We start from the raw sequence: 25,958 nt of genomic DNA, 5'->3' as shown, positions 1-25,958 counted from the left end.
GTGTTCCGGCAGGAAGGCTTAATGGTCCTATGAAAGAAGGGGCATGCAAGTGATAGAAAGGGGAGTGAGCAGTGGCCACTTCCCTTTTTTATCGGAACAGGCATGTTTGCAAGATGCCTGTTCCATGCTTTCTGGCAGTGACTCTGCCATGAATAAGAAGGAGAAAAACGAAGATGAGTGAATATGCAATTGAAATGCTGGGAATCACCAAGCGCTTTCCCGGAATCATCGCAAATGACAATATCACGCTTCAGTTAAAAAAAGGTGAGATCCACGCACTGCTTGGTGAGAACGGAGCAGGCAAATCCACCCTGATGAGCGTTCTGTTCGGTCTGTACCAGCCAGAAGAGGGAGAAATCCGCAAGGACGGCAAAAAGGTAGAGATCAAGGACCCTAATGATGCCAACGACCTTGGAATTGGTATGGTGCACCAGCACTTCAAGCTGGTAGAATGCTTCAGCGTTCTTGACAACATCATTCTTGGCGTGGAGACCACAAAGAATGGTTTTCTTCAAAAAGACGGCGCACGTAAAAAAGTGATGGAGCTTTCCCAGAAATACGGTCTGTCTGTAGATCCTGACGCCATCATTGAAGACACCACAGTTGGTATGCAGCAGAGAACAGAAATCCTCAAGATGCTTTACCGTGACAATGAGATCCTGATCTTTGATGAGCCTACCGCAGTGCTCACTCCCCAGGAGATCCAGGAACTGATGCAGATCATGAAGAACCTGGCAGCAGAGGGCAAGAGCATTCTGTTTATCACTCATAAGCTGGGCGAGATCATGCAGGTTGCAGACCGCTGTACCGTTCTTCGCAAGGGCAAATACATTGGCACCGTAAATATTGAGGACACCAATCCGGAAAAGCTTTCAGCAATGATGGTCGGACGAGATGTAAGCTTTGTTGTAGAAAAGAAAGAAGCAAAGCCAGGAGAAGTAGTCCTTGATATTAAAGATATGACAGTGGCATCCAAGCGCCACAAAAACAATGCAGTAAACGGTGTTTCTCTTCAGGTTCACAGAGGAGAGATCGTATGTATTGCCGGAATCGATGGAAACGGACAAACAGAATTTGTATATGGACTTTCCGGTCTGGAACCACTGAAAAGCGGTACGATCACCATGAATGGAAAAGATATTACACATATGCCTATCCGTGAGCGTCTTACATCAGGAATGAGCCATATTCCGGAGGATCGCCATAAGCATGGTCTTGTACTGGATTATTCTCTGGAAGATAATATTGTTCTTCAGAGATATTTTGAGCCACAGTTTACCAACAAATTGGGATTCCTTAAAAGAAAGGAAATTCGCAAATATGCCAACCGCCTGATTGAACAGTATGACATCCGTTCCGGTCAGGGCGCTGTTACAAAGGCCAGATCCATGTCCGGAGGAAATCAGCAGAAAGCCATCATTGCCCGTGAAATAGACAAAAATCCGGAGCTTCTTATTGCTGTACAGCCTACAAGAGGCCTGGATGTAGGTGCCATTGAGCATGTGCATAAGCAGCTGGTACAGGCAAGAGATGCAGGCAAGGGAGTTCTTCTTGTAAGCCTGGAGCTGGATGAGGTTATGAATGTATCTGACCGCATTCTGGTTATGTATGAGGGAGAAATCGTAGGAGAATTTGATCCGAAGAAGGTAACTGTAGAGGAGCTTGGTCTTTACATGGCAGGATCAAAGAGAAAGGAGACAAAGAGCAATGAATAATGATTCCAAAAAGAAAGCAGGCATTCTGAGAAACAATGCATTTCAGACCATCATTGCTTCTTTGCTTTGCATTGTAATCGGTCTTTTGATCGGATATGTGGTACTTCTTATTATTAACCCCAAAGGTGCTGCAGGAGCAATTACTGCTATTCTGAAAAACTATTTTTATTATCCAAGCCAGAAGGCCATGATGAAATACATGGGAACTACGCTGGTAAAGGCGTCTGCACTTCTGATGTGTTCCCTTTCTGTTCTGTTTGCCTACAAGGTTGGTCTTTTTAATATCGGTGCTGCAGGACAGTATGTAGTCGGAGCAGGAGCATCCCTTTATTTCGCATTGAAGCTTGGTATGCCCTGGTATGTGTGCATGATCGCAGCCGTTGTGATCGCAGCACTGCTTGGTGGAATTTCCGGAGCATTAAAGGCTTACTTTAATGTAAATGAGGTTATTTCCTGTATTATGCTGAACTGGATTTCCCTGTATGTGGTCAATATGCTTCTGACCCAGGTAAAATCCGAGTCCACCCCATATACCGTGGATCTTTCCAGCGGAAACAAAAGCGCACTTCTTCCAAACTGCGGACTGGATCAGATCTTTTCCGGAAACAAGTTCGTTTCCATAGGTCTTATTATTTCTGTGGTTATGGCAATCGTCGTATGGGTACTTCTGGAAAAAACCAAATTCGGCTTCGAGCTTCGGGCAACAGGTATGAATAAAAATGCCGCAAAATACTGCGGTATGAAGGAGAAAAGAAATACAATTGTAACTATGATGATCGCAGGTGGTCTTGCAGGGCTTGGAGCTGCTGTTTTCTACCTTAGCGGAATTGAGACCTGGATGGTACAGCAGACAACTGTTCCGGGAATGGGCTTTAACGGAATCGCGGCAGCATTCCTTGGAGGTCTGAACCCAATCGGAGCGATTTTCTCCTCTTATTTTATCCAGCACATTACAAGCGGCGGAAGCTACGTAGACAAAACCATGTACTGTGCACAGATCTCTGATCTGATCTCCGCATTTATTATTTATCTGTGCGGATTTGTATTCTTCTTCAAACTTTGGTTAAACCGTTATCTCGATAAGAGAGATGAGAAAAAAGCTGCAAAAGGAGGAGAAAAATAATGTTATTATTGATTCAGTATACATTAATATTTGCTTCTGTATTGATTCTCGTAGCACTTGGCGGCTGTTTTTCTGAGCACAGCGGTGTAATCAATATCGGTCTTGAGGGAATTATGGTTATGGGAGCACTTGGCGGTGCCCTGATGATGAAATATCTTCCGGAATCTGCTCCGGCAGCGGTTGTGATCCTTCTGGTTGTTCTGGCAAGCGTACTGGTGGGAATGGTCTTTTCCCTGCTTCTTGGCGTAGCTGCCATCAATTTTAATGCAGACCAGACTCTGGTTGGAACTGCCCTGAACCTTCTTGGACCTGCGGCAGCAGTTGTTATCGTGCGTGCCATCAACATGGCAGAGAACCCGGACAACGTTTCTTCCACAGTTGCTTACAAGGTGGCAAAGAAAGCATTCCTGGTAAGAATCGGCAAATTTGAGTTCAGCTGGTTCATGCTGTTTGCTCTTTTGATCCTGATCGCTTCTTATATTGTATTATACAAAACCAGATTCGGACTTCGTCTTATGGCATGCGGCGAGCATCCCCAGGCAGCTGACTCTGTAGGTATCAATGTGTTCAAAATGCGTTATGCAGGCGTTCTGATCTCCGGCGCTCTTGGCGGACTTGGCGGACTGGTTTATATCACAGCCGGCGTCAGCGAGTGGAAATTCGAGAACGGAGTTGCAGGTTTTGGCTTCCTTGCACTTGCGGTTATGATCTTCGGACAGTGGAAACCGGTGAACATCGGACTGGCAGCCCTTCTGTTCGGTCTGTTCCGTGCCCTGTCCAACGTATACACAGGCTTTGATGCACTGGTTGCACTGAAGCTTCCAAGTACTCTGTACAACATGTTCCCATACATCATTTCCCTGATCGTCCTTGTATTCGTATCTAAGAACTCCAGGGCACCAAAGGCGGAAGGTATTCCGTACGATAAGGGACAGAGGTAAACCTCCGAATGGCTGGAGGATTGCGGGAGCTGCGCAGCAGCGGAGCAATCCGTAGTATCGGAGTAAAATTGGAGTAAATTATTAGGAGAAGGTGACACTATGAAAAATTACTCAGAGGATGCCAGCAGGCAGTATCATATTCAGGTGGCGAAAGGGGAGGTTGGCCGCTATGTGATTATGCCAGGCGACCCCAAAAGATGCGTGAAGATCGCCCAGTATTTTGATGATCCGGTTCTCATTGCGGACAACCGGGAATATATCACCTATACAGGAACCTTAGACGGTGTGAAGGTCAGTGTAACCTCCACCGGAATCGGCGGCCCGTCCGCCTCCATTGCAATGGAAGAGCTGTCCCGCTGCGGCGCTGACACCTTTGTCCGCATTGGAACCTGCGGCGGAATGCAGCCGGAGGTAAAAAGCGGCGATATCGTCATTGCCACAGGAGCCGTCCGCATGGAAGGCACCAGCCGGGAATATGCGCCTATCGAATATCCGGCAGTAGCTAATTTGGACGTAACAAACGCCCTTGTAGCAGCCGCAAAAGAAAAAGGACTTTCCTACCACACAGGCGTGGTACAGTGCAAGGATGCCTTTTACGGACAGCACGAGCCGGAGGCCATGCCTGTTGGCTACGAGCTGATCAATAAATGGGAAGCCTGGAAGCGGATGGGATGTCTGGCTTCCGAGATGGAATCCGCAGCCCTTTTCATTGCTGCAGGCAAGCTTCGCGCAAGAGCCGGCTCCTGCTTCCTGGTACTTGCAAACCAGGAAAGAGAGAAGCTTGGACTGGATAACCCGGTTGTGCACGATACAGATATGGCAATCCGCGTGGCAGTAGAAGCTGTCCGCAAGCTGATCAAAGAAGACTAGAGCCTGTTTAAAAAATCATTCCCGCAATCTGCACGCCCCACTTTGCGGTATATTTTGCCCGAATTCAGTTGCCGTAGCCCGCTACGGCGCCCTTATCCGGACAAAATCTCCCACAAATTGTGACGCACATCTTGCAGAAAGCCTTTTTCAAACATGCTCCAGGCAGATTGAAAATAGAGAGAATATAAGAAACGAGGAACCAGAATGGACGTAAAAGAAATTTTAAAACATGTAGATCATACCCTTCTTCTCCAGCCATCTACCTGGGAAGAAATCAAGCAGATCTGTGACGATGCTATGGAATATGGAACAGCATCTGTATGCATTCCCCCAAGCTACGTAAAACAGGCAGCAGAATATGTAGACGGAAAAATGGCAGTATGCACAGTCATCGGTTTCCCAAATGGCTACATGACCACAGCAGCCAAGGAATTTGAGACAAAGGATGCCGTTGCAAACGGCGCATCTGAGATCGATATGGTCATCAACATTGGATGGCTCAAGGACAAGAAATACGACCTGATCGAGAAAGAGATTCGCACCCTGAAAGCAGCATGCGGAGAAAAAATCCTGAAGGTGATCATTGAGACCTGCTTCCTCACAGACGAGGAAAAAATCAAAATGTGCGAGATCGTAACCGCAGCAGGCGCAGACTATATCAAAACCTCCACAGGCTTTGGCGGCGCAGGCGCTACCTTCGCAGACATTGAGCTGTTCTCCAAACACATCGGACCAAATGTGAAGATGAAAGCAGCAGGTGGAATTTCCTCCCTTGAGGATGCTGAGAAATTCTTATCTCTTGGCGCCGACAGACTGGGAACCAGCCGTATTATCAAGATTGTAAAGAACGAGAAAGCTACCGGCTATTGATTACAAGATGCAATTACCGAAGGTAATTTGGAATGCATTTTGGCACGTAATGGTGAAAACACGAAACCGTTGCGATATGAAAAAGAAACAAGGGGTGTGAGAATGGAAAAAGAAATCAGAAATAAATTAATCGATACTGCCATAGCGCAGCTGCAATATTCTTATACACCATATTCCAATTTTAAAGTAGGCGCAGCCCTGCTGGCAAAAAATGGTCAGACCTACACCGGCTGCAACATTGAAAACGCAGGCTACACCGCCACCAACTGCGCGGAGCGAACCGCCTTTTTCAAGGCTGTAAGCGAAGGCGTTAAGGAATTCCAGGCAATCTGCGTAGTAGGCGGAAAAGAGGGCGTTCTTACAGAATATGCAGCTCCCTGCGGAGTATGCAGACAGGTGATGATGGAATTCTGCAATCCCGAAACCTTCCAGATCATTCTGGCAGTGGACAAGGAGCACTACGACATTTACACATTAAAGGAACTGCTTCCTCTGGGCTTTGGCCCCACTAATCTGGCCTGACCGTAGGAGAATAAATTATGACAACAGAAGAATTAAAGGCCCTCCCCAAGGTGGAGCTTCACTGCCACCTGGACGGCTCCCTCAGCCGGGAATTTATAGAATCAAGACTTGGACGGGCAGTACAGCCAGAAGAACTTAGCGTATCAGATGACTGCACCTCCCTGGCCGAATACCTTGAGAAATTTTCCCTTCCCGGACAGTGCATTATGGATGAGAAGGGATTAGAAGGGGCTGGCTATGACGTGCTGAAAAGCATGAGCCAGGAGAATGTGTGCTATGCGGAAATCCGCTTTGCCCCTCTTTTATCCGAGACAGAGAGCATGAACTGCCGGTCAGTGATCGAAGCACTTTTAAAAGGTCTTGAGCGCGGCAAAAAGGATTTCGGCGTGGACTTCGGCGTGATCACCTGTGCCATGCGCCATCATAGCCAGGAGGACAACAGCCGCATGATCAAAACCGCCCGGGAGTATCTGGGATATGGAGTGTGCGCCGCGGACCTGGCAGGCGCGGAAGCCTCCTACCCAATGTCACAGTTCATGGAGCTGTTTACAGACACCTGCAAATTGGAAATGCCCTTTACTCTCCATGCAGGAGAGTGCGGAAGCGTGCAGAACATTGTGGATTCTGTAAAAGCAGGAGCTGGCAGAATCGGTCATGGAATTGCCATGAGAGGTTACGCTGATCTGCAAAAGGAGCTTGCACAGATGGGCATCGGAATTGAGATGTGCCCCATCAGCAACCTGCAGACAAAGGCAGTACAGAGCACTGCCCAGTATCCCATCTGTGAATTTTTAAATGCAGACCTGAAGGTTTCCATCAACACGGACAACCGCACCGTCAGCAATACCACGCTGACCAAGGAACTGCAGTTCATTCAGAAGACCTATGGAATTACAGATGAGGAGATTCTGATCCTTATGAAAAATGCGGCAGACACTGCATTTGCAGGCGAAGAAGTCAAAGAGAAACTACACAGAAAACTGTATATAGGCCGATAAATGACCTGTTGAATAAAACATGGCAGAGGCAATTCTGTTAAATAAAAAAAAGCAGCAGAAATGGGGGATTTTATTTTGAAAAAATATGAAAGGATCTTTGTGATCGTCCTGGATTCTCTGGGAATCGGCGCTATGCCGGATTCCGAAAAGTTTGGTGATGTGGGAGTGGATACCTTCGGACATATTCTGGATAAAATGGGTTCCCTGGAAATACCAAATTTAAGAAAACTGGGAATGTTAAATCTGCATCCTGCCGGAAATATGACAGGCGTGGAGCATCCTATGGGCCGCTACATGCGCATTACAGAAGCCAGCAACGGCAAGGACACTATGACCGGGCACTGGGAAATGATGGGAATCAGAACAACCAAACCCTTTATCACCTTTACAGATCACGGATTTCCGGCGGAATTGATCGCAGAGCTTGAGAAGCGCTGCGGCAAGCGCGTAATTGGAAACAAAAGCGCAAGCGGCACGGAGATTATTGAAGAGCTGGGCGAAGAAGAAATCAACACAGGCGCCATGATCGTCTACACCTCCGCAGACTCTGTCCTTCAGATATGCGGAAATGAGGAGACCTTTGACCTTCAGAACCTGTATCGCTGCTGTGAGATTGCCCGTGAGATCACCATGAAGGATGAGTGGCGGGTAGGCCGCGTCATTGCAAGACCCTATGTGGGTAAAAAGAAAGGCGAGTTTAAGCGCACCAGCAACCGTCACGACTATGCCCTGAAGCCAACTGGCTTAACCACCTTGAATGCACTTAAGGATGCAGGACTGGATGTGATCGGCGTAGGCAAGATCAACGATATTTTCTGCGGCGAGGGAATCACAAAGACCTATCATTCCAACAGTTCCGTACACGGCATGGAGCAGACCATTGCCATCAGCAAAGAAGACTTTAAGGGACTTTGCTTTGTCAATCTGGTTGATTTCGATGCCCTGTGGGGACACAGACGAAATGTGGAAGGTTACGGCAAAGAGATTGAGAAATTTGATAAAAACCTGGGCGTTCTTCTTGAAGCGCTTCGGGAGGATGACCTTCTGATCCTGACGGCAGATCACGGAAATGATCCCACCTACACAGGTACAGACCATACAAGAGAATACGTTCCATTCCTTGCTTATTCCCCGCAGATGAAAGAGGGCGGAGCCATCGAAAACGAATATACTTTTGCTGTGATCGGCGCTTCTGTTGCAGATAATTTCCAGGTTAAAATGCCGGAGGGAACCATCGGACACTCTATTTTGGAGAAGCTGGTTTAAGAGAGCATTTTTCAGATATGCTTCCAGACAGCAGAATATGAGGAAACTATATGAAACACACATACTTGCATGATGTACTTCCGTTTCTTCGGGAACTGGAAAGAGAGAAACAGAAACAGTTTGAAACTTATTTCCGCACAGCACCCTTGTGGCTGATGGATCTGTTCCAGAGCGAGGTGATGGAAGCTGGCATCACCTTTATCCGGGAAAATGAGCCTGCAGACACTATTTTCTTTGTGGCAAGGGGAAGGGTCAAAGCCACAGACTACAGGGTGTCTGGCATTGCCTACGATTTTATGAAGCCCATGAATCTGATCGCACTTGGTGGAATGGAAGTGATCCTGGGGCAGGACACCTACCAGACTACCCTGCAGACAGAGACAGAATGCATTGTGACCAAGCTTCCAAGAGCCCAGTATGAGAAATGGATCTATTCAGATACGGAAGCCTTTCGCACGGAAGCAAGGCTTACCTGCGCTTCCCTTCTGGAGGAGGAGAGACGGAACCGGCTGTACCTGTTTCTGGAAGGTGCAGACCGGCTGGCTGTGCTGTTTGCGGACTGGTTTGAAAAATACAGTAAAAATGAGCAGCTTTGCATCAATGAGAGCCGTCAGAATCTGGCAGATGAGACAGGTCTCTGCCTGAAAAGCATTAGCCGTGCCATCAAAAAATTTCAGGCGGATGATCTGATCACCAAAAAAGGCAATCAGATCTGGATTAACGAGAAACAATACAGAGGCCTGAAAAGAACTGTAGATGAGAAAATAGGCAGCGTATAAAAGGAGAAGGTGTACATGAACGATTTATATCAGAAGCTTGAAACTTGCCTTGCAAGTGTCAGAAAAAAAACAGATTTTAAACCGGAGGTGGCGCTGATCCTGGGCTCCGGGCTTGGTGATTATGCAGATGAGATCCAGATTGAGACCACAATTGATTATACAGAAATTGAAGGTTTTCCAACCTCCACAGTTGCAGGACACAAGGGAAGGTTTGTATTCGGCTATGTGAAACAGGTGCCGGTTGTGATCATGCAGGGAAGAGTGCATTATTATGAAGGCTATCCTATGACCGATGTGGTGCTTCCCGCAAGACTGATGGGCATGATGGGAGCGAAGAAGCTGTTTCTCACCAATGCAGCAGGCGGCGTGAATCCATCCTTTCATCCGGGGGATTTCATGATGATCACAGACCACATTGCAACCGGGATTCCAAGCCCTCTTATCGGACCTAATATAGAGGAGCTTGGCTGCAGATTTCCGGATATGAGTGAGGTGTACAGCAGACGGCTTCAGGATGTGATCCGCACCTCAGCGAAAAAATGCGGCATTTCCATTCAGGAGGGTGTTTACGTGCAGTTTACAGGACCAAACTACGAGACTCCTGCTGAGGTGAAAATGGCAGCCATCTGGGGCGGGGACGCTGTTGGCATGAGCACTGCCTGCGAGGCGATGGCAGCCCGTCACATGGGCCTTGAGATCTGCGGGATTTCCTGCATCACCAACATGGCAGCCGGAATTTCAAAGGAAGAGTTAAACCACAAGGAAGTCCAGGAGACTGCAGATCGGGTTGCCAAATCCTTCAAGGAACTGGTAACAGAAATTATTGTGAATATGTAACAGGTAACAAAGGAGAAAGAGAAAGTATGGGAATTGTTGTAATCGGTGATGTTTTTATCGATGTGAAAGGGTATTCTACAGCACCTTTTATTACAGGCGGAAGAAATGCGGGAGAGATCCAGCAGATCCACGGCGGAGTGGGAAGAAATGTGGTAGAGGATATTGCCAATATAGAGCTGAAGCCCACATTTGTCAGTCTGGTGGATGACGATGCCATGGGCGAGGAAGTGATCCGCAAGCTGGATCGCCACAAGGTAGACACCAGGTTTATGCGCAAGGTGCCAAACGGCATGGGAACCTGGCTGGCTGTTTTTGACCAGGACGGGGATGTGGTGGCATCCATTTCCAAGAGACCGGATCACCGCCCCATTGAGCGGATTCTGGAGGAATGCGGAGACGAGATCTTCCAGAATGCGGACAGCGTGGTGATCGAGATTGACATTGACAAGGAAATCGTGAAGAAAACCTTCCACTATGCGGAGAAATACGGCAAAAAAGTTTACGCACTGGTTTCCAACATGACCATTGCCATGGAGCGCAGGGATTTTCTTCGGAAAACAGCCTGCTTCGTCTGCAACCAGCAGGAGGCCGGAATTTTGTTTTCTGAAGATTATGACGGCCTTTCCCCGGAGGAAATGGCAGAGTGCCTGACAAAGCGCATCCAGTCAGCGCACATTCCCAAGATGGTGGTTACCATGGGAAGTGAAGGCGCAGCCTACGCAGACCAGGAAGGAAATCACGGTGTTTATCCGGCCAAGAAGGTGGATGTGGTGGACACCACAGGCGCAGGAGATGCCTTTTTCGCAGGTGTTTGCGTAGGACTGACATACGGCAAGACCTTAAGAGAGGCATGCGCCATCGGCACCCGCCTTTCCTCTACAGTTATTTGTACCTCTGATAACATTTGCCCAAGATTTATGCCGGAAGAATTCGGCCTTGACAGGTAGGAGCGAAAAAATGGAAAGTCTGATTATAGGAATTGCCGGAGGTTCCGGCTCTGGTAAATCAACATTTACAAACAGGATTAAAGAGCATTTCGGGGATGATGTGGTGGTGCTTTATCACGACAATTACTACCGCAGACAGGATGGAATTCCCTTTGAACAGAGGGTAACTGTCAATTACGATCATCCCGATTCCCTGGAGACCGAGCTTCTGGTAGAGCATCTGAAGCTTCTGAAGGCAGGAAAATCCATAGAATGCCCGGTTTATGATTATTCCCAGCACAACCGTTCCGATAAGATTCTTCACATTACCCCAAGTCCGGTGATCCTTGTGGAAGGAATCCTTCTTCTGGCAGATCCAAGGGTGAGGGAGCTTCTTGACATCAAGGTGTATGTGGAAGAGGATGCAGACGAGCGTATCCTTCGCCGGATCTCCCGGGACGTGGAAGAGCGCGGAAGGGACTTAAACGGAATCATCAACCATTATCTGAATACGGTGAAGCCCATGCATTACCTTTATGTAGAGCCTACCCGTTCCAAGGCAGACATTGTGATCAACAGCGGTAAAAATGATGTGGCATTTGACCTGTTTGTTTCCAAGATCAGCATGGAGCTGGAGAAAAGAAAACAGGGCTGATAAGAAAAAAGCATGACTTAGAACCTTTTACAGGAGATGCAGATGTCACAGAATGATGAAAAGCTACAGGAGACAGAAATGACTGAGAAAATAAAAACTTCCAACGAGGGGCAGGAAGCTGCTTCACAGGACGCACAGCAGTCTCACAAAAGACGTGTGCGCTACAAGGGCAAATACCCGAAGAAATTCGAAGAGAAATATAAGGAGCTTCAGCCGGAGAAATACCAGGATACCATCCAGCATGTGATGCAAAAAGGCAACACTCCTGCTGGCATGCACATTTCCATTATGGTAAAGGAAATCCTTGATTTCCTGGAAATCAAGCCGGGACAGGTAGGCTTTGACGCTACTTTAGGCTACGGAGGCCATACGAAGGCAATGCTTCAGTGTCTTCAGGGAAAAGGCCATGTGTATGCCACAGATGTGGATCATGAGGAAGCCGCCAAGACCAAGAAGCGCCTGGAAGAGCTGGGATTTGGGGAGGACATTCTCACTATTAAGCTTCAGAACTTCTGCACCATTGATGAGATTGCAAAGGAAGTGGGAGGCTTTGATTTCCTGCTGGCAGACCTTGGCGTTTCTTCCATGCAGATCGACAACCCGAAAAGAGGATTTTCCTTTAAGGTGGACGGACCTCTGGATCTGCGTCTGAACCAGGAGGCCGGGATCAGTGCCGCAGAGCGTCTTGAGACCATCACAAGAGACGAGCTTGCCGGAATGCTTTATGAGAATTCTGACGAGCCCTACTGTGAAGAACTGGCAAAGGCCATCACTGATGAGATCCGCAGAGGAAACCACATGGATACCACCACCAAGCTTCGCCAGGTGATTGAGAAGACCCTTGATTTCCTTCCGGAGAAAGAGAAGAAGGAGACCATCAAGAAGACCTGCCAGCGTACCTTCCAGGCTCTTCGAATTGATGTGAACCGGGAATTTGAGGTCCTCTATGAATTTATGGAAAAGCTGCCGGATGCTTTAAAGCCAGGCGGAAGAGCCGCTATCCTGACCTTCCATTCCGGGGAAGACAAGCTGGTAAAAAAAGCGTTAAAGGCAGGATATAAGGCAGGAATTTATTCCGATTACGCCAAAGATGTAATTCGTCCGTCCGCACAGGAATGTGCACAGAATGGCCGCGCACGGTCTACAAAAATGAGATGGGCGATTAAAGCCTAGAGCCTGTTTGAAAAATCATTCCTGCAATCTGCACGCCCCACTTTGCGGTATATTTCACCTGAATTCGGTTGTCGTAGCCCGCTACGACGCCCTCATTCGGGCAAAATCTCCCACAAATTGTGACGCACATCTTGCAGAAAGCCTTTTTTAAACATGCTCTAGAGCCTGTTTGAAAAATGGGGGAGAAACCGCATTACTGCAGTTCCATTCCCCATATTTTGCAGTCGCGGGTTCCCACGACCATATAACTTTGATAGACAGCAGGAGATGCTTCGATGACTCCCTCACTGATCTGGTGGCAGTCAAGAACCTCTCCTGTTTTTCCGTCCAGAAGATAAATGTGTCCGGTGCTGTTGCAGTAGAGCACTTTGCCGCTGCCGTCGGGATTGTACACACATACAGGAGAGGACCAGGCATAGGCAGCAGCATGCTCCCAGACGGCTTCCCCTGTATTTTTGTCAATGCAGGCAAGGACGCCCTCGGCCTGGCCTCCAGTTCTGGCTACGGTCACATAAATGTAGTCGGACAATTCCTCTTTACCCACTGCGATGGTGGACTGGACGCCGCCGGAGACCCCGTCCTCAGAAGAACACTCGTAGGATTTCTGCCAGATGATCTCTCCGGTCTCGGCGTCAATTTTCCATACCGGAACTTCCGCTGTGGAATTGCTTCGCCATCCAAGACGGAAGGAGGTGCTGATGTACAGGTAAAGATGTCCGTCCTCCACGGAAAGCACCGGGGAGGAGTTGGAGTCATCCAGAATGTCCTGTACCCACACCAGCTGCAGGGTGTTCAGATCCAGGCACATCAGATTGCCGCCATTGTCGGACATGAAAATATAGCCGTCGTAGATGGCTGCACTGTCCTCCATGCCAAGCCAGTAGGAAGCAACACTGGTTCTGGTTCCGTAATAATGCCATTTCACAACCGGGTCCGGGGCGATGGACAGGGTGCCTGCCGCTGGATCATAGCTGGTATTTAATTTGATCAGGTAGAGAATGCCGTTTTCCCCAGGATAGATCAGAGTATCGGTATTCGCATCCACAAGTGCGGAGGAGTCAAAATAGCTTAAGTTTCCGCGAAGGGAAAAAGAATCGTTATTTCCGAAGGTGTACATGACGCTGCAGTCCAGAAGGTTGACCACGAAAACCCTGGCGGTTCCTTCATTGCTGTCGTAGCCGGCACCTACATATAAGATTGGATAGCCTCTTGGGTCCAGTGCACCGGAGCCCTTGAAGGTGTAGCCCAGGAAAAGGGCCTCTCTTGTCGGCTCGCCTGTTTCCAGATCCAGGAAATACACATATCCGTCCATGCAGGCGTAGATCACTTCCACAAGGTCGTCTTTTTCTTTGGCCCAGTCGTACATGTTCATGGACTGTTTGGCTTCTTTGGACCATTTTTCCATAAGAGGCTGTCCGGTCCAGCCGCTTCCCGACCAGGTAGCATCGCCTACCGTGATGGAACCTGTGCTGGCGGTCCAGAGATCTGTTATTTTGCCCTCCTTGATCTGGGTGTTTCCATAGGAGGCGGTGTCGCGGAAATTATTGCCCCGGAAGGTGACAATTCCGTCCACATCTGTGTAGCTGATCCCTGCATCAAAGGAATGGGTGTCAGCAGACTGGTAATCAGAAAGATTTGCCAGGGTCTGCCCATTTACCTCGATGGCTGTGGAATCTATGTAAAGGGAGGGCTTTGTGGATTCCACACAGGCGGGGGAAAAGCTGGCAGGCTTTGCCATAGCTGCCTTTACCTCTGCAAGGGAGTCGGTTTGTTCCATATTAAGCCCGCTGTCCCCGGAAGTGGCTGCAACCATGGAGACGGTGTTGGCAGATTCTTTGAATTTCCCCACAAGCCGGGCGGCACCAAAAACGGTAAGGGCTGCAGCGCCCAGAATCCCGCCTGTGAGAAGCTGCTTTTTCATTAGGTACTTTCTTTTAAGCTGCCGCTTTCGTTTCCCTATTTTTCGTTTCATACTGTAAATCCTTCCATTTCATTAAAGCTGAAAAAACCTTTTAAGAGATGCTAGAGCGTGTTTGAAAAATCATTCCTGCAATCTGTGACGCACATCTTGCAGAAAGCCTTTTTCAAACACGCTCTAAGATTATACAGCCTGCCGCATGGAAATACAAGGCTGGCCGGGCAATCTTTTTCCTTGACAGATACTATTGAACATTGCTAAAATAATATTAATTGTGCGATGAAATCGATGCATTTGACAGAGATAAAGGAGGAAGAGAAATGCTGAAAGTATGGATCGTAGGATCAGAAGGCCAGATTGGCGAAGCAATTAATGAAATGCTAAACCCTCTGGAAATTGAAGCTCTGAATACAGATAAGAATGAGCTTGACATCACCCAGACCGATGAAGTGCTCCGTTTCGGTGAGATCAACCGTCCGGACGTGATCATCAACTGTGCGGCACTTACCGATGTAGAGCTTTGCGAAAAAGAGCCGGAGCATGCATTCCGCGTAAATGCCCTGGGTGCCCGTAACTTAAGTATTGTGGCAAGAAAAACCGGGGCAAAGATGGTACAGCTGTCTACAGATGACGTTTTTGACGGCTTGGGAAAAAAGCCTTATACAGAATTTGATGATACCAATCCTATCACCGTTTACGGAAAATCAAAGCTCGCAGGAGAAAAATATGTGAAGGAATTCACCCACAAGCACTTTATTATCCGAAGCAACTGGGTATACGGAACCGGAAATAATTTTGTAAACCGCGTGCTTGCCTCAGCAGATGAAGGGCAGGCCTTATCCGTTGCAGAAGATCAGTATGGTTCTCCTACAAGTGCCAGGGATCTGGCAAGGATCATTCTTTACCTGATCCGCACTAATGAGTACGGAACTTATCATGCTACCTGCAAGGGCGTTTGCAGCCGTTACGAATTTGCAAAGGAAGTACTTCGGCTTTCCGGAAAAAAAGAACAGCTGAATCCGGTTCCCACGCCGCAGTCAGATCTGTCCTCTGCAAGACCTGCATATGCAGTTCTTGATAATTTCATTCTTCGCATTATTGATGTATACGACATGCCGGATTGGAAAGAATCTCTGGCAGAATTTATGAAAGAGAGGATGGAAGGCTAAGATGGGAGCAAAGAAAGAAAATGCAAAAGAGAAAAAGAAAATCAGTCTGACCAGTAAGATTTTTATTGCACTGATCGTTGGTGCTGTCACCGGAATGGTTCTTCATTATCTGGTTCCGGATGGTAATATTAAAAATGATGTGATCGTGGAAGGCGTTCTTTATGTATTGGGTCAGGGATTTATCCGCCTCATGAAAATGCTGGTTGTTCCATTGGTATTTTGTTCTCTGGTTTGCGGAAGCATGGCAATCGGAGATACCAAGAAGCTGGGAAATGTAGGCGGCAAGACTCTTGCATTTTATCTGGTTACTACTGCGGTGGCCGTTGCAGTTGCCCTTGGAATCGGAACCCTTTTAAGACCTGGTATCGGTCTTGACATGAGTAAGATTCAGGTGAATGCTTCTGACATTGAAACTATGGAGTCTGCTTCACTGGCACAGACCATTTTGAATATTATTCCGGACAATCCTTTTAAAGCTCTGGCAAATGGCGAGATGCTTCAGGTAATCGTATTTGCCCTGGTCGTTGGTGTGATCCTTGCCAAGCTTGGAGAGCGCGCAGAGGTAGTTGCCAACTTTATCAGCCAGTTTAATGACATTATGATGGAAATGACCATGATGGTTATGAGTCTGGCACCAATCGGTGTATTCAGTCTTATTGCAAGAACCTTTGCCAATATTGGCTTCAGTGCGTTTATTCCGCTGGCAAAGTATATGATTGCGGTACTGATCGCGCTGGCAATCCAGTGCTTTGGAGTGTATCAGATTTTGCTCAAGGTATTTACCGGCCTGAATCCGGTCAGATTTATCAAGAAATTTTTCCCGGTTATGGCTTTTGCTTTTTCCACGGCAACATCCAATGCAACAATACCTCTTTCCATCGATACGCTGCATAAGAAAATGGGTGTTTCCAAAAAGATTTCTTCCTTTACGATCCCGCTGGGAGCTACCATTAACATGGATGGTACTTCTATCATGCAGGGTGTTGCGGTTATGTTTGCAGCGCAGGCATTTGGAATTCATCTGACACCTATGGATTATGTAACCGTTATCGGTACGGCGACTCTGGCTTCTATTGGTACAGCAGGTATTCCAAGTGTTGGTCTTGTGACCTTGACCATGGTATTTAACTCTGTTGGTCTTCCGGTGGAAGCAATCGGTATTATTATGGGTATTGACCGTATTCTGGATATGGCCAGAACAGCCGTTAATATTACAGGAGATGCAGTTTGCACGACCATTGTGGCTTGCCAGAATGGGGCTGTGGATAAAGAAGTGTTTAATAAAGCTGAATAAAAATATTGGCGTGTGTATGTGAGTTTAGACTCAGGTATGCACGTCTTTTTTTGTGTGGCGAAGGCGGACGCCTGGGAGGGGCAGTGTGTTCAAAGTAACTATGAATTAATTGAAAATAAACAGCATATAACACTTGACAACAGTATAATACTGTTATATGCTGTTTGCATAAGGAGGGGTCACATGAAGATCATAATTAATCACTCGTCGATGCAGCCAATTTATGAGCAGATCACAGATCAGATTAAGGCGATGATCATTGACGGGACGTTAAAGGAAGAGGAAATGCTTCCCTCTGTGAGAACTTTGGCGAAGGAGCTGAAGATTAGTGCTCTTACGGTGAAGAAGGCGTATGACTTTCTGGAGGAAGAGGGGTTCGTGGTTACGGTGCATGGGAAAGGCAGCTTTATTGCCAAGAATAACCAGGGACTTCTTATGGAAGAGCGGAAGCGGGAGATTGAGACAGAACTGGAGGAAGTGATCCGGAAAGCGCGGATCAGCGGATTGTCTGAGGAAGAGATCCGGGAACTGTTTGAGCTTATTATGGAGGAGTAGATATGCTGTTGAGTTTGAAGAATTTGCAGAAGAATTATCCTGGATTTTCCCTGGATGTAAGTATGGAAGTAGAAGAAGGACAGATCACCGGTCTGATCGGAGCCAATGGAGCAGGGAAGTCTACTACCTTTAAGGTTATTCTGGGGCTGGTTCATCCTGATGCAGGAGAAATTCGTCTGTTTAATAAGGATATGGAGCAGATTTCCCAAAAAGAGAAAGCGGATATAGGCGCGACACTTTCTGACAGCGGTTTTTCCAATTGTTTGACCGTGAAACAGATTGTGCATATTCTGACAGAGACTTATGAGAAATTTGATCGGGAGATGTTTGAGAAGCGGTGCAGCCTGTTTTCCATCCCCATGGATAAGAAACTGAAAGAGTTTTCCACAGGAATGAAAGCAAAGTTAAAAGTGCTGACAGCCACCAGCTTTGATGCCAGGCTTCTTGTTCTGGATGAGCCTACAGCCGGTCTGGACGTGATTGCCAGGGATAGCATTCTGGAACTCCTTCGGGAATATATGGAGACGGAAGGAAGAAGTATTCTGATCAGCTCCCACATTTCCTCAGATCTGGAGAGCCTGTGTGATGATATTTATATGATTGATAAGGGACGGATCGTGCTTCATGAGAATACAGATGTGCTGCTGGATGAATATGGTCTTATCAAGGCTGACGAGAAGCAATATGAATTGCTTGATAAGCAGCATATTCTCAAGGTGAAGAAGGAGCAATACGGCTACAGCTGTCTCACAGATGAGCGTGCATTTTATGCGGAGAACTACCCGCAGCTTGCAATAGAACGTGGGTCTGTGGACAATGTTATTACCATGATGATCAAGGGGGAAGTATTATGAAAGGTATGTTTGTAAAAGACATGGAAATTATGAGGGGAAACATGAAAACGTTCATTGGCGTATATATTATAGCCATTTTCTGTTTCCTTAGTACTTCCGCAGGTCCTTCTTTTCTAATCAGTTATGTGTCTGTTCTGGCTGCTGTTATGGCACTGAATACCATAGCAAGTGATGATATGGATAATGGTATGCCTTATATTTTTACTTTTCCTATCAGCAGGAAAGAATATGTGAAGGAGAAGTATCTGCTGGGTGCAGGGATGGTCACGGTATTGTGGGCTGTTGCTGTTGCAATTGCAATTGGCGTAAATGCTTCCGGATATCGTATGGTGTCCTGGGAAGAACTGATCGCTTCTGCAGCTGTCGGTCTTTTTCTTGCTGTTTTCGCAAATGCGGTTGTGTTTCCGATACAGTTGAAATATGGAAGCTCTACAGGAAGGCTGGTGCTGCTTGTTCTTGTATTTGGCATCATGGCTGTAGGATGGATTGGCGTAGAACTATGCCAGAAAATGAAAGTGGATTTTTCAGGTCTGAAAAATCTGGGCCTGCGCATTTGGAACCTTGGAATCCCAGTCTGTCTGGCGATGCTGTTTGTTCTTATGTTGCTAATGGTTCTGATTTCCTGTACAATATCCATAAAGATTATGGAGAAAAAGGAGTACTGATCCGGAAATGAAGAAGAATCAGATTTTTATAAAATGCGGAACTGAATATAAGGAGATGACGAAAGAACTGCTGGAGGCGTGTGATCTGGCAGGAGAGATAGAGAAGAAGTTTGTGAAATACGGATTGAAGGCGCTTTCAGAAAATTTCGAGGCAGGTTTACAGCAGAATAGTGAGAAGGTTATAACAAAAGCGAAGTTTGAAACAAAGAGCAGTCTTATTGACAGCTCTAAAGCAGAAGTGGACTGTTTTTATTCTTCAGATTCTGTGGAAAAACAGAATTCAGAATTTGGTTTGTACAATATGCGGATCGGCATCAAGCCAAACCTGGTCGCCCCCATGGAAGCCTACTGGGGCGGCACCACTCACCCGGAGGTAGTCGTCGGAATCGTAGAATATCTTCAGGAAAAAGGTTTTTCCAATCTGGTGATCATGGAAGGTTCCTGGGTAGGAGATAAGACCTCCGAATCCTACGAAGTCTGTGGTTTCAAGTCCCTCTGTGAAAAATATAACGTTCCGTTCCTTGACATGCAAAAGGAAAAGGGTGCGCCTGTACAATGTGGCGATATGACCTTAAACATCTGCAAAAGTGTCCTTGATCTGGACTTCCTTATTAATGTTCCGGTACTAAAAGGTCACTGTCAGACCAAAATCACCTGTGCATTGAAGAACATGAAAGGTCTTTTGCCCAACTCTGAGAAGCGCCGCTTCCACGCACTTGGCCTTCATGATCCTATCGCTCACCTAGGCCTTGCTATCCACCAGGATTTCATCATGGTAGATAATATTTGCGGCGATCTGGATTTCGAAGACGGCGGCAACCCCGTAGAGATGAACCGCGTTCTGGCAGCAGTGGATCCGGTTCTTATGGATGCTTACGTCTGCAACATGATGTACTATCAGCCAGAAGAAGTCCCCTACATCACAAAGGCTGCCGCCCTTGGTGTTGGCTGCGCCGACATCCGCCAGGCAGAAATCCGTGCCCTCGATGGCAACCCCGGCGCTCCCATTCCCAAGTCCCGGAAAGTGGTAGAGCTTGCCGACGCTGTAGAAGAAGTAGAATCCTGCAGCGCCTGCTACGGCAACCTGATCCCCGCTCTTGACCGCCTGAAGCAAGAAGGTCTCCTTTCAAACCTGACCACCCGAATCTCCATCGGTCAAGGCTACCGAAATCAAAAGGGTCTTCTTGGCATCGGTCACTGTACCAGAAGCTTTACCTGTCACCTCAAGGGCTGTCCCCCTACAGAAGAGGAAATCTATGAGTTTTTAAAAAGCTATATTACGGAAACATAATTTCAGCCCCGCAGGTTTGCGGGGCTGTTTCTATGCTTTTTGTTTTTGTTGTCCCAAAGGAATAATCCCTTTACAGAAGCTTCTTTACCATCTGGATAATCTGTTCTTTGGAAACAGTGCTGCTGTTGATGCACAGATCATACTGCAGCATATCCAGCCAGTTGGTGTCTGTGAAATATTCATAATAAGCACGGCGGTCCTTGTCGGTGCGCTTCACCATCTTGCGCACACTCTTCTCCTCACGACCGGTACGGGCCATTACCGTTTTCACTCGTTCCTCAAAAGGTGCATAGATGAACAGGCTGATATGCTTATCCTTATAATCTTTTAATATATAGTTGCCGCAGCGTCCCACAATTACGCAGTTCTCTTTGTCAGCAGCTTCCAGAATGCTCTTCTTCTGCAGATCATAAAGCACATCGTTCATAGGAACAAAATGATACTCCGGATTCATCTGAAGCTCATAATCCACCGGATAAAGCCACTGGCTGGCTTTCTTCTCGTCTACTCTGGCAAACTCATCAAAGGGGATGTTTTTCTCCTTGCTTGCCATTTCAATCAATTCCTTGTCATAGAATTTAAAGCCCAGTTCCTCAGCAAGAGCCTTTCCGATAATACGTCCGCCGCTTCCAAACATACGATTGATTGTTATGATGCATTTACTCATAAACGCCGCCTCCTTTTTGATAAAAACAGTGCAAAAGGTATATTATCTGTTCTTTCTTTGTATTATAACATAATTATTTGAAAATTTCTATATAATTTGCATAAAATCAAAATAAAAAAATATTCTGAATCTGTCATTTCGCTGGAAATTTGGATTTTTTCTTGTTATACTTAAAGTCGATAATAAAAGAAAGGAAATCACCATGCTTAAAATAAAAAATTATGTGAAAGCGGAATCCCTGGAAGAAGCCTATGAGCTGAACCAGAAGCGTACCGCCTGTGTACTGGGCGGAATGGTATGGCTGAAAATGGGCAATCGCAATGTAACTACAGCTATTGACCTTTCAGGCCTTGGATTGGACACCATTACAGAGACGGAGAAAGAATTTGTAATCGGCTGCATGACTCCCTTACGTGATCTGGAGCTTCACGAAGGACTTCATGCCTATACCCATGGAGCTATGAAGGAGAGTCTGCGCCACATTGTAGGCGTGCAGTTCCGCAACTGTGCTACAGTGGGCGGAAGTATCTGGGGGCGTTTTGGTTTCTCAGACGTTCTGACTATGTTTTTAGCCCTGGATACAGAGGTTGAGCTTTTTAAGGGAGGAAGAGTCTGTCTTTGGGACTTTGTAAAAATGCCAAAGGACAGAGACATTCTGGTACATATTATTGTGAAGAAAACTCCGATTAAGACTGCATACCTAAGCCAGCGTAACACAAAGACTGATTTTCCTGTGCTTGCCTGCTGTGTAAGCCTGTCTGAAGATGGCGTGAAGGCTGTTTACGGTGCCCGTCCGTCTAAGGCATTTCTTCTGGAGGATGAGGAGAACATTTTGAAGGATGCGCAGACACTTTCTGAGGAAGAGAAGAAGGAAGCTTATGAGAAATTTGCAGACTATGCGGCCAGAAAGGTTCCAACCTCAGGAAATATGAGAGGAAGTGCTAAGTACAGAACCCTTCTTGTGAAGGTCCTTACAAGAAGAGCATTGGAAGCAGTGGGAGGTATGAGTGATGAGAATTAATTTTTGGCTGAACGGAGTTAAAAAAGAAGAAGAAATCCGTCCGGATACCCTGCTTCTGGATTTCCTTCGAAGCCTTGGCTGCTACAGTGTAAAAAGAGGCTGTGAGACTGCTAACTGTGGTCTTTGCACCGTTCTGGTGGAGGGAAGACCTATGCTTTCCTGTTCCGTTCTGGCAGCACGTATTGACGGCAAAAGGGTTATGACTATGGAAGGTCTTCAGGAAGAAGCCAAAGAATTTGGTACATTTCTTGCCAATGAAGGCGCAGAGCAGTGCGGCTTCTGCAATCCGGGCTTTATTATGAATGTGATCGCCATGACAAAGGAATTGGCAGATCCTACAGAGGATGAGATCAAGGAGTATCTGGCCGGAAATTTATGCCGCTGCTCCGGTTTTGTTGGACAGACCAGAAGCATTCTGAAATATCTGGAATATAAGAAGAATCAGGAGAAGGAGGTGCAGGCATGAGCTATGTGAATCAGTCTCTGCAGAAAAAAGATGCCATGGCACTGGTTACAGGACAGCCTGTATATACCGATGACCTGGCACCTAAGGAATGCCTGATCATTAAGATATTAAGAAGTCCTTATGCCAATGCCTGGATAGAGGAGATCAAAACTGAGAATGCGAAGAAAACAGATGGTATTGCCTGCGTTCTTACCTGGGAAGATGTTCCGAAGAAAAGGTTTGCTTCTGCAGGGCAGACTTATCCGGAATTCAGCCCCTATGACAGATTGATTCTGGATCAGCATCTGCGTTTTGTAGGAGATGCAGTAGCAATTGTGGCAGGTGAGACAGAGGCGGCAGTTGACCTTGCCCTGAAACGTATTAAAGTGAAATACCGTGTGGAAACACCGGTTCTGGATATGCATACAGCCAAAGACAATCCGGTTCTTGTTCATCCTGAAGAGAATTGGGAATCCAAGTTCCCCGTAGGTGCTGACAACAAGCGAAACCTTGCTGCCAAAGGCCATGAGGAAATGGGTGACATTGACGCTGTTCTTGCCAGCTGCAAATATACGGTAGATGAGGTTTACCATACAAAGGCAGACCAGCAGTGTATGATGGAAACCTTCCGTGCTTACTGTACCAAGGATCATTTTGGAAGACTGAATGTGGTAGCCTCTACACAGGTTCCTTTCCATCTTCGAAGAATCCTTGGAAATGCCCTTGGAATTCCATCCTCTAAGATTCGTGTGATTAAGCCCCGTATCGGAGGCGGCTTTGGCGCCAAGCAGACAGAGGTTTGCGAGATTTACCCGGCAATTGTTACCTGGCTGACCGGCCGTCCCTCCAAGATCGTTTACAGCCGCCACGAGGCCCTGATCTGTGCATCTCCCCGTCATGAGATGGAGGTCCATGTACAGGTTGGAGCGGATGAGAATGGTATTGTAAAGGGAATTAAGGTGGAAGCCCTTTCCAATGCAGGTGCATATGGCGATCACAGCCCTACAACTGTGGGCCTGACAGGGCATAAGGCCATTGCACTGTATCGGAATCTTGAGGCCTACAACTTTGATTATGAAGTTGTATATACCAATGTTCAGGCTGCAGGTGCATACCGCGGCTATGGCGCTACACAGGGTATATATGCAGTAGAGTCTGCTGTAAATGAGCTGGCGCACAAAATGAACATGGATCCTGCCAGAATCCGCGAATTGAATATGCCTGTTGAAGGGGAAAGAATGTACGATTATGACGGCAATCTGACCCACACGGCAAGCTGTACCATGGATCGTTGTCTTGCCCGTGCCAAGGAGATGATTGGCTGGAATGAGAAATATCCATGCAGAGACATGGGAAATGGAAAAGTAAGAGGCGTAGGTCTTGCCATGGCAATGCAGGGTTCCTCTATTTCTAATGTAGACGTTGGAGGTGCAACCCTGAAGCTGAATGAGGACGCTTCCTATACATTATCCCTTGGATGTGCGGATATGGGTACCGGATGTGATACGATTCTTTCTCAGATGGCAGCAGACTGCCTGGAAACGGAATTTGACAATGTGGTCGCATTTGGAGTGGATACGGATGTTTCCCCATATGATTCCGGCTCTTATGCCTCTGCTACCACCTATGCCACAGGAAATGCGGTAATCAATGCCTGCAGTGAATTGAAGAAGCGGATCATCAAGGTAGGCGCAGGAATGCTTGGGGTAGATGCAGAAGAAGCTGAATTTGACGGAAAAAGAGTTTATGCAGGGGATAAAGAGGTTAGTCTTCAGGAGGTTGCCTATAAGGGAACCTGCGGCAATACGCAGGAGCTTCAGGTAACCACCGCCTTTTCTTCCAAGATTTCTCCGCCGCCGTATATGATCGGTGCAGCTGAGGTGGAAGTGGATAAAGAGACCGGAAATATTGAGCTGATCGATTATGTGGCAGTGGTAGACTGCGGAACTCCTATTAACCCTAATCTTGCCCGTGTGCAGACAGAGGGAGGAGTTTCCCAGGGAATCGGAATGGCTCTTATGGAGAATGTACAATATTCCAAAGAGGGTAAGATCCGCGAGAACTCTTTCATGCAGTACAAGATCCCAAGCCGCGTGGACATCGGAAATATCCGTGTGGAGTTTGAGAGCAGCTACGAAAAGAGCGGTCCTTTCGGTGCCAAATCCATCGGCGAGCTGGTCATTGACACTCCATGTCCGGCCATTGCAGATGCAGTCTACAATGCCTCTGGCGTGCGCGTAAGAGAGCTTCCTATTACACCGGAGAAGGTTGCCATGGGGATTTTGAAGGCGCAGTTAGAGGGAGAGAATCATAAATGATGAAAGATGTGTGTCTGGCATGCATAGGTTTTATTCTTCAGACGATGATATTTTTGGCGGCAGGCAGACTTGTGTTTCGGGTTCTGAAATTAAAGGAAGATATTTCCCTGCAGCTGATCCTGGGATATCTGGCGTACTTTGCGGTATTTGAAATCTTGTTTACCCCCATGACGCTTTTGTGGGTTCCTTTAAGTACTGCAGCAGGCATATGGGCCGTGATCATGGCTGTAGCTGTGCTTGGGGCTTTTCTTTGCATAAGACGGCACAGGCATATGGATGGCACTCCGGGACAGACTGTGAGAGTGAAAGCAGAAGCAGTATGGAAACAGCACTCCGTGATGCTTCTGCTCCTGGCAGCGGTGATTTTTCTTCAGTGCCTGATCGTTATTTTTTATGAAGATATCACTGTGGATGCTGCCTACTATGTAGGAACGGTCAGTACCTCTGTATACACGAACACCCTTGGCAGATTTGATCCGTTCAGAGGCGGCATCCTGCAGAATTTTCAGGCCAGATATGTTCTGTCCGCTTATCCTATGAATAATGCAGTGTGGTGCAGGCTTTTGGGAATCCATCCCATTGTACAGGCCAAAATTGTAATGTCCTGTGAAAATGTGATCATTGCAAACCTGGTCATCTATCAGATTGGAAAAAGATTGTTCGGGAAAAACCGCAAGAAAGCGGATCTGATGGTGCTGTTTGTGTGCGTCCTTCAGTTGTTCTGCGGCACGATCTACACGGCAGGAACCTTTTTCTTTACCAGAAGCTACGAGGGAAAAGCCATTCTTGCAAATATTGTATTTCCGGTTGTTCTTATGTGCGCCCTGTGGCTTTACGAAGAAAAAGAGGACCGTAGGGTGTGGGCGGTGCTGTTTATTACGGCGGTAAGCGCTCTGGGATTTTCCGGCTCTGCCATTATCCTTCCAGCTGCAGTTCTGGCTGGGATGGTACCGGTTATGCGGATGAAGCGCAAGCTTTCCGGCCTGCCTTACTGTATTTTGTGCATGGTTCCTTCTGTTCTCTATGCAGGTGTGTATTTTGCGTGTAAGCTTGGACTGCTCAGTCTGGCTGCATCGTAGAAAGGAG

General features: G+C 47.1%; 27 protein-coding genes and 1 pseudogene. 24 read left to right on the top strand and 4 right to left on the bottom strand.

Annotated features, from left to right (window positions below; genetic code table 11):
* The first annotated feature begins 173 nt into the window (after nucleotides 1-173).
* The 4 genes from DWZ38_RS13510 (at nucleotide 174) to udp (ending at nucleotide 4,649) form a co-directional block, all read left to right on the top strand.
* Nucleotides 174-1,715: an ABC transporter ATP-binding protein gene (locus tag DWZ38_RS13510; protein WP_021924627.1), complete on the top strand. Its 1,542-nt coding sequence runs from the start codon at nucleotides 174-176 to the stop codon at nucleotides 1,713-1,715.
* On the top strand, nucleotides 1,708-2,838 hold the full coding sequence (locus tag DWZ38_RS13505) for an ABC transporter permease (protein WP_117853424.1): 1,131 nt from the start codon (nucleotides 1,708-1,710) through the stop codon (nucleotides 2,836-2,838). Before DWZ38_RS13510 ends, DWZ38_RS13505 begins: the two co-directional genes overlap by 8 nt.
* A complete protein-coding gene (locus DWZ38_RS13500) occupies nucleotides 2,838-3,779 on the top strand; it encodes an ABC transporter permease (RefSeq protein WP_021924629.1) in 942 nt (313 codons plus the stop codon). The genes DWZ38_RS13505 and DWZ38_RS13500 overlap by 1 nt, the downstream gene beginning before the upstream one ends.
* A 99-nt stretch (nucleotides 3,780-3,878) precedes the next feature.
* Nucleotides 3,879-4,649 carry a uridine phosphorylase gene (udp, locus tag DWZ38_RS13495; RefSeq protein ID WP_021924630.1) on the top strand — a complete coding sequence of 257 codons (771 nt, stop codon included), beginning with the start codon at nucleotides 3,879-3,881 and terminating at the stop codon, nucleotides 4,647-4,649.
* A gap of 64 nt (nucleotides 4,650-4,713) precedes the next feature.
* On the opposite strand, the gene DWZ38_RS23580 is transcribed toward udp, so the two are convergent.
* Entirely contained in the window at nucleotides 4,714-4,779 is a 66-nt protein-coding gene (locus tag DWZ38_RS23580; RefSeq protein ID WP_347519824.1) for a DUF6783 domain-containing protein, read from the bottom strand.
* Between the two features lie 74 nt (nucleotides 4,780-4,853).
* Between DWZ38_RS23580 and deoC the strand changes: the two genes are divergently transcribed.
* From deoC to rsmH, 9 genes are all read left to right on the top strand, one after another.
* A complete protein-coding gene (gene deoC / locus DWZ38_RS22825; protein ID WP_021924631.1) occupies nucleotides 4,854-5,519 on the top strand; it encodes a deoxyribose-phosphate aldolase in 666 nt (221 codons plus the stop codon).
* Nucleotides 5,520-5,621: 102 nt separating this feature from the next.
* Nucleotides 5,622-6,041 (top strand): cytidine deaminase, encoded by a 420-nt coding sequence (gene cdd, locus DWZ38_RS22820; RefSeq protein WP_021924632.1) that lies wholly within the window; start codon nucleotides 5,622-5,624, stop codon nucleotides 6,039-6,041.
* Nucleotides 6,042-6,058: 17 nt separating this feature from the next.
* Nucleotides 6,059-7,039 carry an adenosine deaminase gene (add, locus tag DWZ38_RS13480; protein ID WP_021924633.1) on the top strand — a complete coding sequence of 327 codons (981 nt, stop codon included), beginning with the start codon at nucleotides 6,059-6,061 and terminating at the stop codon, nucleotides 7,037-7,039.
* 75 nt (nucleotides 7,040-7,114) lie between these two features.
* On the top strand, nucleotides 7,115-8,305 hold the full coding sequence (locus DWZ38_RS13475) for a phosphopentomutase (protein ID WP_117853553.1): 1,191 nt from the start codon (nucleotides 7,115-7,117) through the stop codon (nucleotides 8,303-8,305).
* Nucleotides 8,306-8,355: 50 nt separating this feature from the next.
* Complete coding sequence (locus tag DWZ38_RS13470) at nucleotides 8,356-9,084, top strand: Crp/Fnr family transcriptional regulator (protein WP_021924635.1); 729 nt, start codon at nucleotides 8,356-8,358, stop codon at nucleotides 9,082-9,084.
* Nucleotides 9,085-9,099: 15 nt separating this feature from the next.
* Nucleotides 9,100-9,921 (top strand): purine-nucleoside phosphorylase, encoded by an 822-nt coding sequence (locus tag DWZ38_RS13465; protein WP_021924636.1) that lies wholly within the window; start codon nucleotides 9,100-9,102, stop codon nucleotides 9,919-9,921.
* A gap of 26 nt (nucleotides 9,922-9,947) precedes the next feature.
* Complete coding sequence (locus DWZ38_RS13460; protein ID WP_117853422.1) at nucleotides 9,948-10,868, top strand: carbohydrate kinase family protein; 921 nt, start codon at nucleotides 9,948-9,950, stop codon at nucleotides 10,866-10,868.
* Nucleotides 10,869-10,878: 10 nt separating this feature from the next.
* Nucleotides 10,879-11,502, top strand: a complete 624-nt coding sequence (gene udk, locus DWZ38_RS13455) for a uridine kinase (protein WP_117853419.1) — start codon at nucleotides 10,879-10,881, stop codon at nucleotides 11,500-11,502.
* A 78-nt stretch (nucleotides 11,503-11,580) separates the two neighbouring features.
* Nucleotides 11,581-12,675, top strand: a complete 1,095-nt coding sequence (gene rsmH / locus DWZ38_RS13450) for a 16S rRNA (cytosine(1402)-N(4))-methyltransferase RsmH (RefSeq protein WP_202031032.1) — start codon at nucleotides 11,581-11,583, stop codon at nucleotides 12,673-12,675.
* On the opposite strand, the pseudogene DWZ38_RS23575 reads toward rsmH, so the two are convergent.
* Nucleotides 12,665-12,766: pseudogene (locus tag DWZ38_RS23575) on the bottom strand (DUF6783 domain-containing protein); the annotation flags it as partial. The gene rsmH and the pseudogene DWZ38_RS23575 sit on opposite strands and share 11 nt — an antisense overlap.
* Between DWZ38_RS23575 and DWZ38_RS23570 the strand changes: the two are divergent.
* Nucleotides 12,725-12,826 (top strand): DUF6783 domain-containing protein, encoded by a 102-nt coding sequence (locus DWZ38_RS23570; protein ID WP_347519821.1) that lies wholly within the window; start codon nucleotides 12,725-12,727, stop codon nucleotides 12,824-12,826. The pseudogene DWZ38_RS23575 and the gene DWZ38_RS23570 overlap by 42 nt on opposite strands.
* Before the next feature lie 42 nt (nucleotides 12,827-12,868).
* Here DWZ38_RS23570 and DWZ38_RS13445 read toward each other — a convergent pair whose 3' ends face one another.
* Complete coding sequence (locus DWZ38_RS13445; RefSeq protein ID WP_243000265.1) at nucleotides 12,869-14,647, bottom strand: PQQ-binding-like beta-propeller repeat protein; 1,779 nt, start codon at nucleotides 14,645-14,647, stop codon at nucleotides 12,869-12,871.
* A 266-nt stretch (nucleotides 14,648-14,913) separates the two neighbouring features.
* On the opposite strand from DWZ38_RS13445, the gene rfbD reads away from it, so the two are divergent.
* From rfbD to DWZ38_RS13415, 6 genes are all read left to right on the top strand, one after another.
* Nucleotides 14,914-15,762 (top strand): dTDP-4-dehydrorhamnose reductase, encoded by an 849-nt coding sequence (gene rfbD / locus DWZ38_RS13440; RefSeq protein ID WP_021924642.1) that lies wholly within the window; start codon nucleotides 14,914-14,916, stop codon nucleotides 15,760-15,762.
* A 1-nt stretch (nucleotide 15,763) separates the two neighbouring features.
* The gene (locus DWZ38_RS13435; protein WP_117853415.1) at nucleotides 15,764-17,056 is read left to right on the top strand and encodes a dicarboxylate/amino acid:cation symporter; all 1,293 of its coding nucleotides are present in this window, start codon (nucleotides 15,764-15,766) and stop codon (nucleotides 17,054-17,056) included.
* 183 nt (nucleotides 17,057-17,239) lie between these two features.
* A complete protein-coding gene (locus DWZ38_RS13430) occupies nucleotides 17,240-17,611 on the top strand; it encodes a GntR family transcriptional regulator (RefSeq protein WP_117853413.1) in 372 nt (123 codons plus the stop codon).
* A gap of 2 nt (nucleotides 17,612-17,613) precedes the next feature.
* Complete coding sequence (locus DWZ38_RS13425) at nucleotides 17,614-18,465, top strand: ABC transporter ATP-binding protein (protein WP_330385711.1); 852 nt, start codon at nucleotides 17,614-17,616, stop codon at nucleotides 18,463-18,465.
* Entirely contained in the window at nucleotides 18,462-19,130 is a 669-nt protein-coding gene (locus DWZ38_RS13420) for an ABC-2 transporter permease (protein ID WP_117853410.1), read from the top strand. The genes DWZ38_RS13425 and DWZ38_RS13420 overlap by 4 nt, the downstream gene beginning before the upstream one ends.
* 7 nt (nucleotides 19,131-19,137) lie before the next feature.
* Nucleotides 19,138-20,421: a DUF362 domain-containing protein gene (locus tag DWZ38_RS13415; RefSeq protein WP_243000264.1), complete on the top strand. Its 1,284-nt coding sequence runs from the start codon at nucleotides 19,138-19,140 to the stop codon at nucleotides 20,419-20,421.
* A 70-nt stretch (nucleotides 20,422-20,491) separates the two neighbouring features.
* On the opposite strand, the gene DWZ38_RS13410 is transcribed toward DWZ38_RS13415, so the two are convergent.
* Nucleotides 20,492-21,088 carry a cytidylate kinase-like family protein gene (locus DWZ38_RS13410; protein ID WP_021925540.1) on the bottom strand — a complete coding sequence of 199 codons (597 nt, stop codon included), beginning with the start codon at nucleotides 21,086-21,088 and terminating at the stop codon, nucleotides 20,492-20,494.
* Between the two features lie 202 nt (nucleotides 21,089-21,290).
* On the opposite strand from DWZ38_RS13410, the gene DWZ38_RS13405 reads away from it, so the two are divergent.
* The 4 genes from DWZ38_RS13405 to DWZ38_RS13390 are packed head-to-tail and all read left to right on the top strand — an operon-like array spanning nucleotide 21,291 to nucleotide 25,951.
* Complete coding sequence (locus DWZ38_RS13405; protein ID WP_117853408.1) at nucleotides 21,291-22,109, top strand: FAD binding domain-containing protein; 819 nt, start codon at nucleotides 21,291-21,293, stop codon at nucleotides 22,107-22,109.
* Nucleotides 22,099-22,575 carry a 2Fe-2S iron-sulfur cluster-binding protein gene (locus DWZ38_RS13400; protein ID WP_021925542.1) on the top strand — a complete coding sequence of 159 codons (477 nt, stop codon included), beginning with the start codon at nucleotides 22,099-22,101 and terminating at the stop codon, nucleotides 22,573-22,575. The genes DWZ38_RS13405 and DWZ38_RS13400 overlap by 11 nt, the downstream gene beginning before the upstream one ends.
* Complete coding sequence (locus DWZ38_RS13395) at nucleotides 22,572-24,872, top strand: molybdopterin cofactor-binding domain-containing protein (protein WP_021925543.1); 2,301 nt, start codon at nucleotides 22,572-22,574, stop codon at nucleotides 24,870-24,872. The genes DWZ38_RS13400 and DWZ38_RS13395 overlap by 4 nt, the downstream gene beginning before the upstream one ends.
* Nucleotides 24,869-25,951, top strand: coding sequence for a DUF6077 domain-containing protein (locus DWZ38_RS13390; protein WP_021925544.1), 1,083 nt, complete (start codon nucleotides 24,869-24,871; stop codon nucleotides 25,949-25,951). The genes DWZ38_RS13395 and DWZ38_RS13390 overlap by 4 nt, the downstream gene beginning before the upstream one ends.
* The last annotated feature ends 7 nt before the right edge of the window (nucleotides 25,952-25,958 follow it).

Source organism: Ruminococcus sp. AF31-8BH (genome assembly GCF_003460605.1).
Lineage (GTDB): Bacteria > Bacillota > Clostridia > Lachnospirales > Lachnospiraceae > Blautia_A > Blautia_A acetigignens.
Note: the sequence above shows the minus strand (reverse complement) of the source record. Positions and strands in the feature narration are given on the sequence as shown.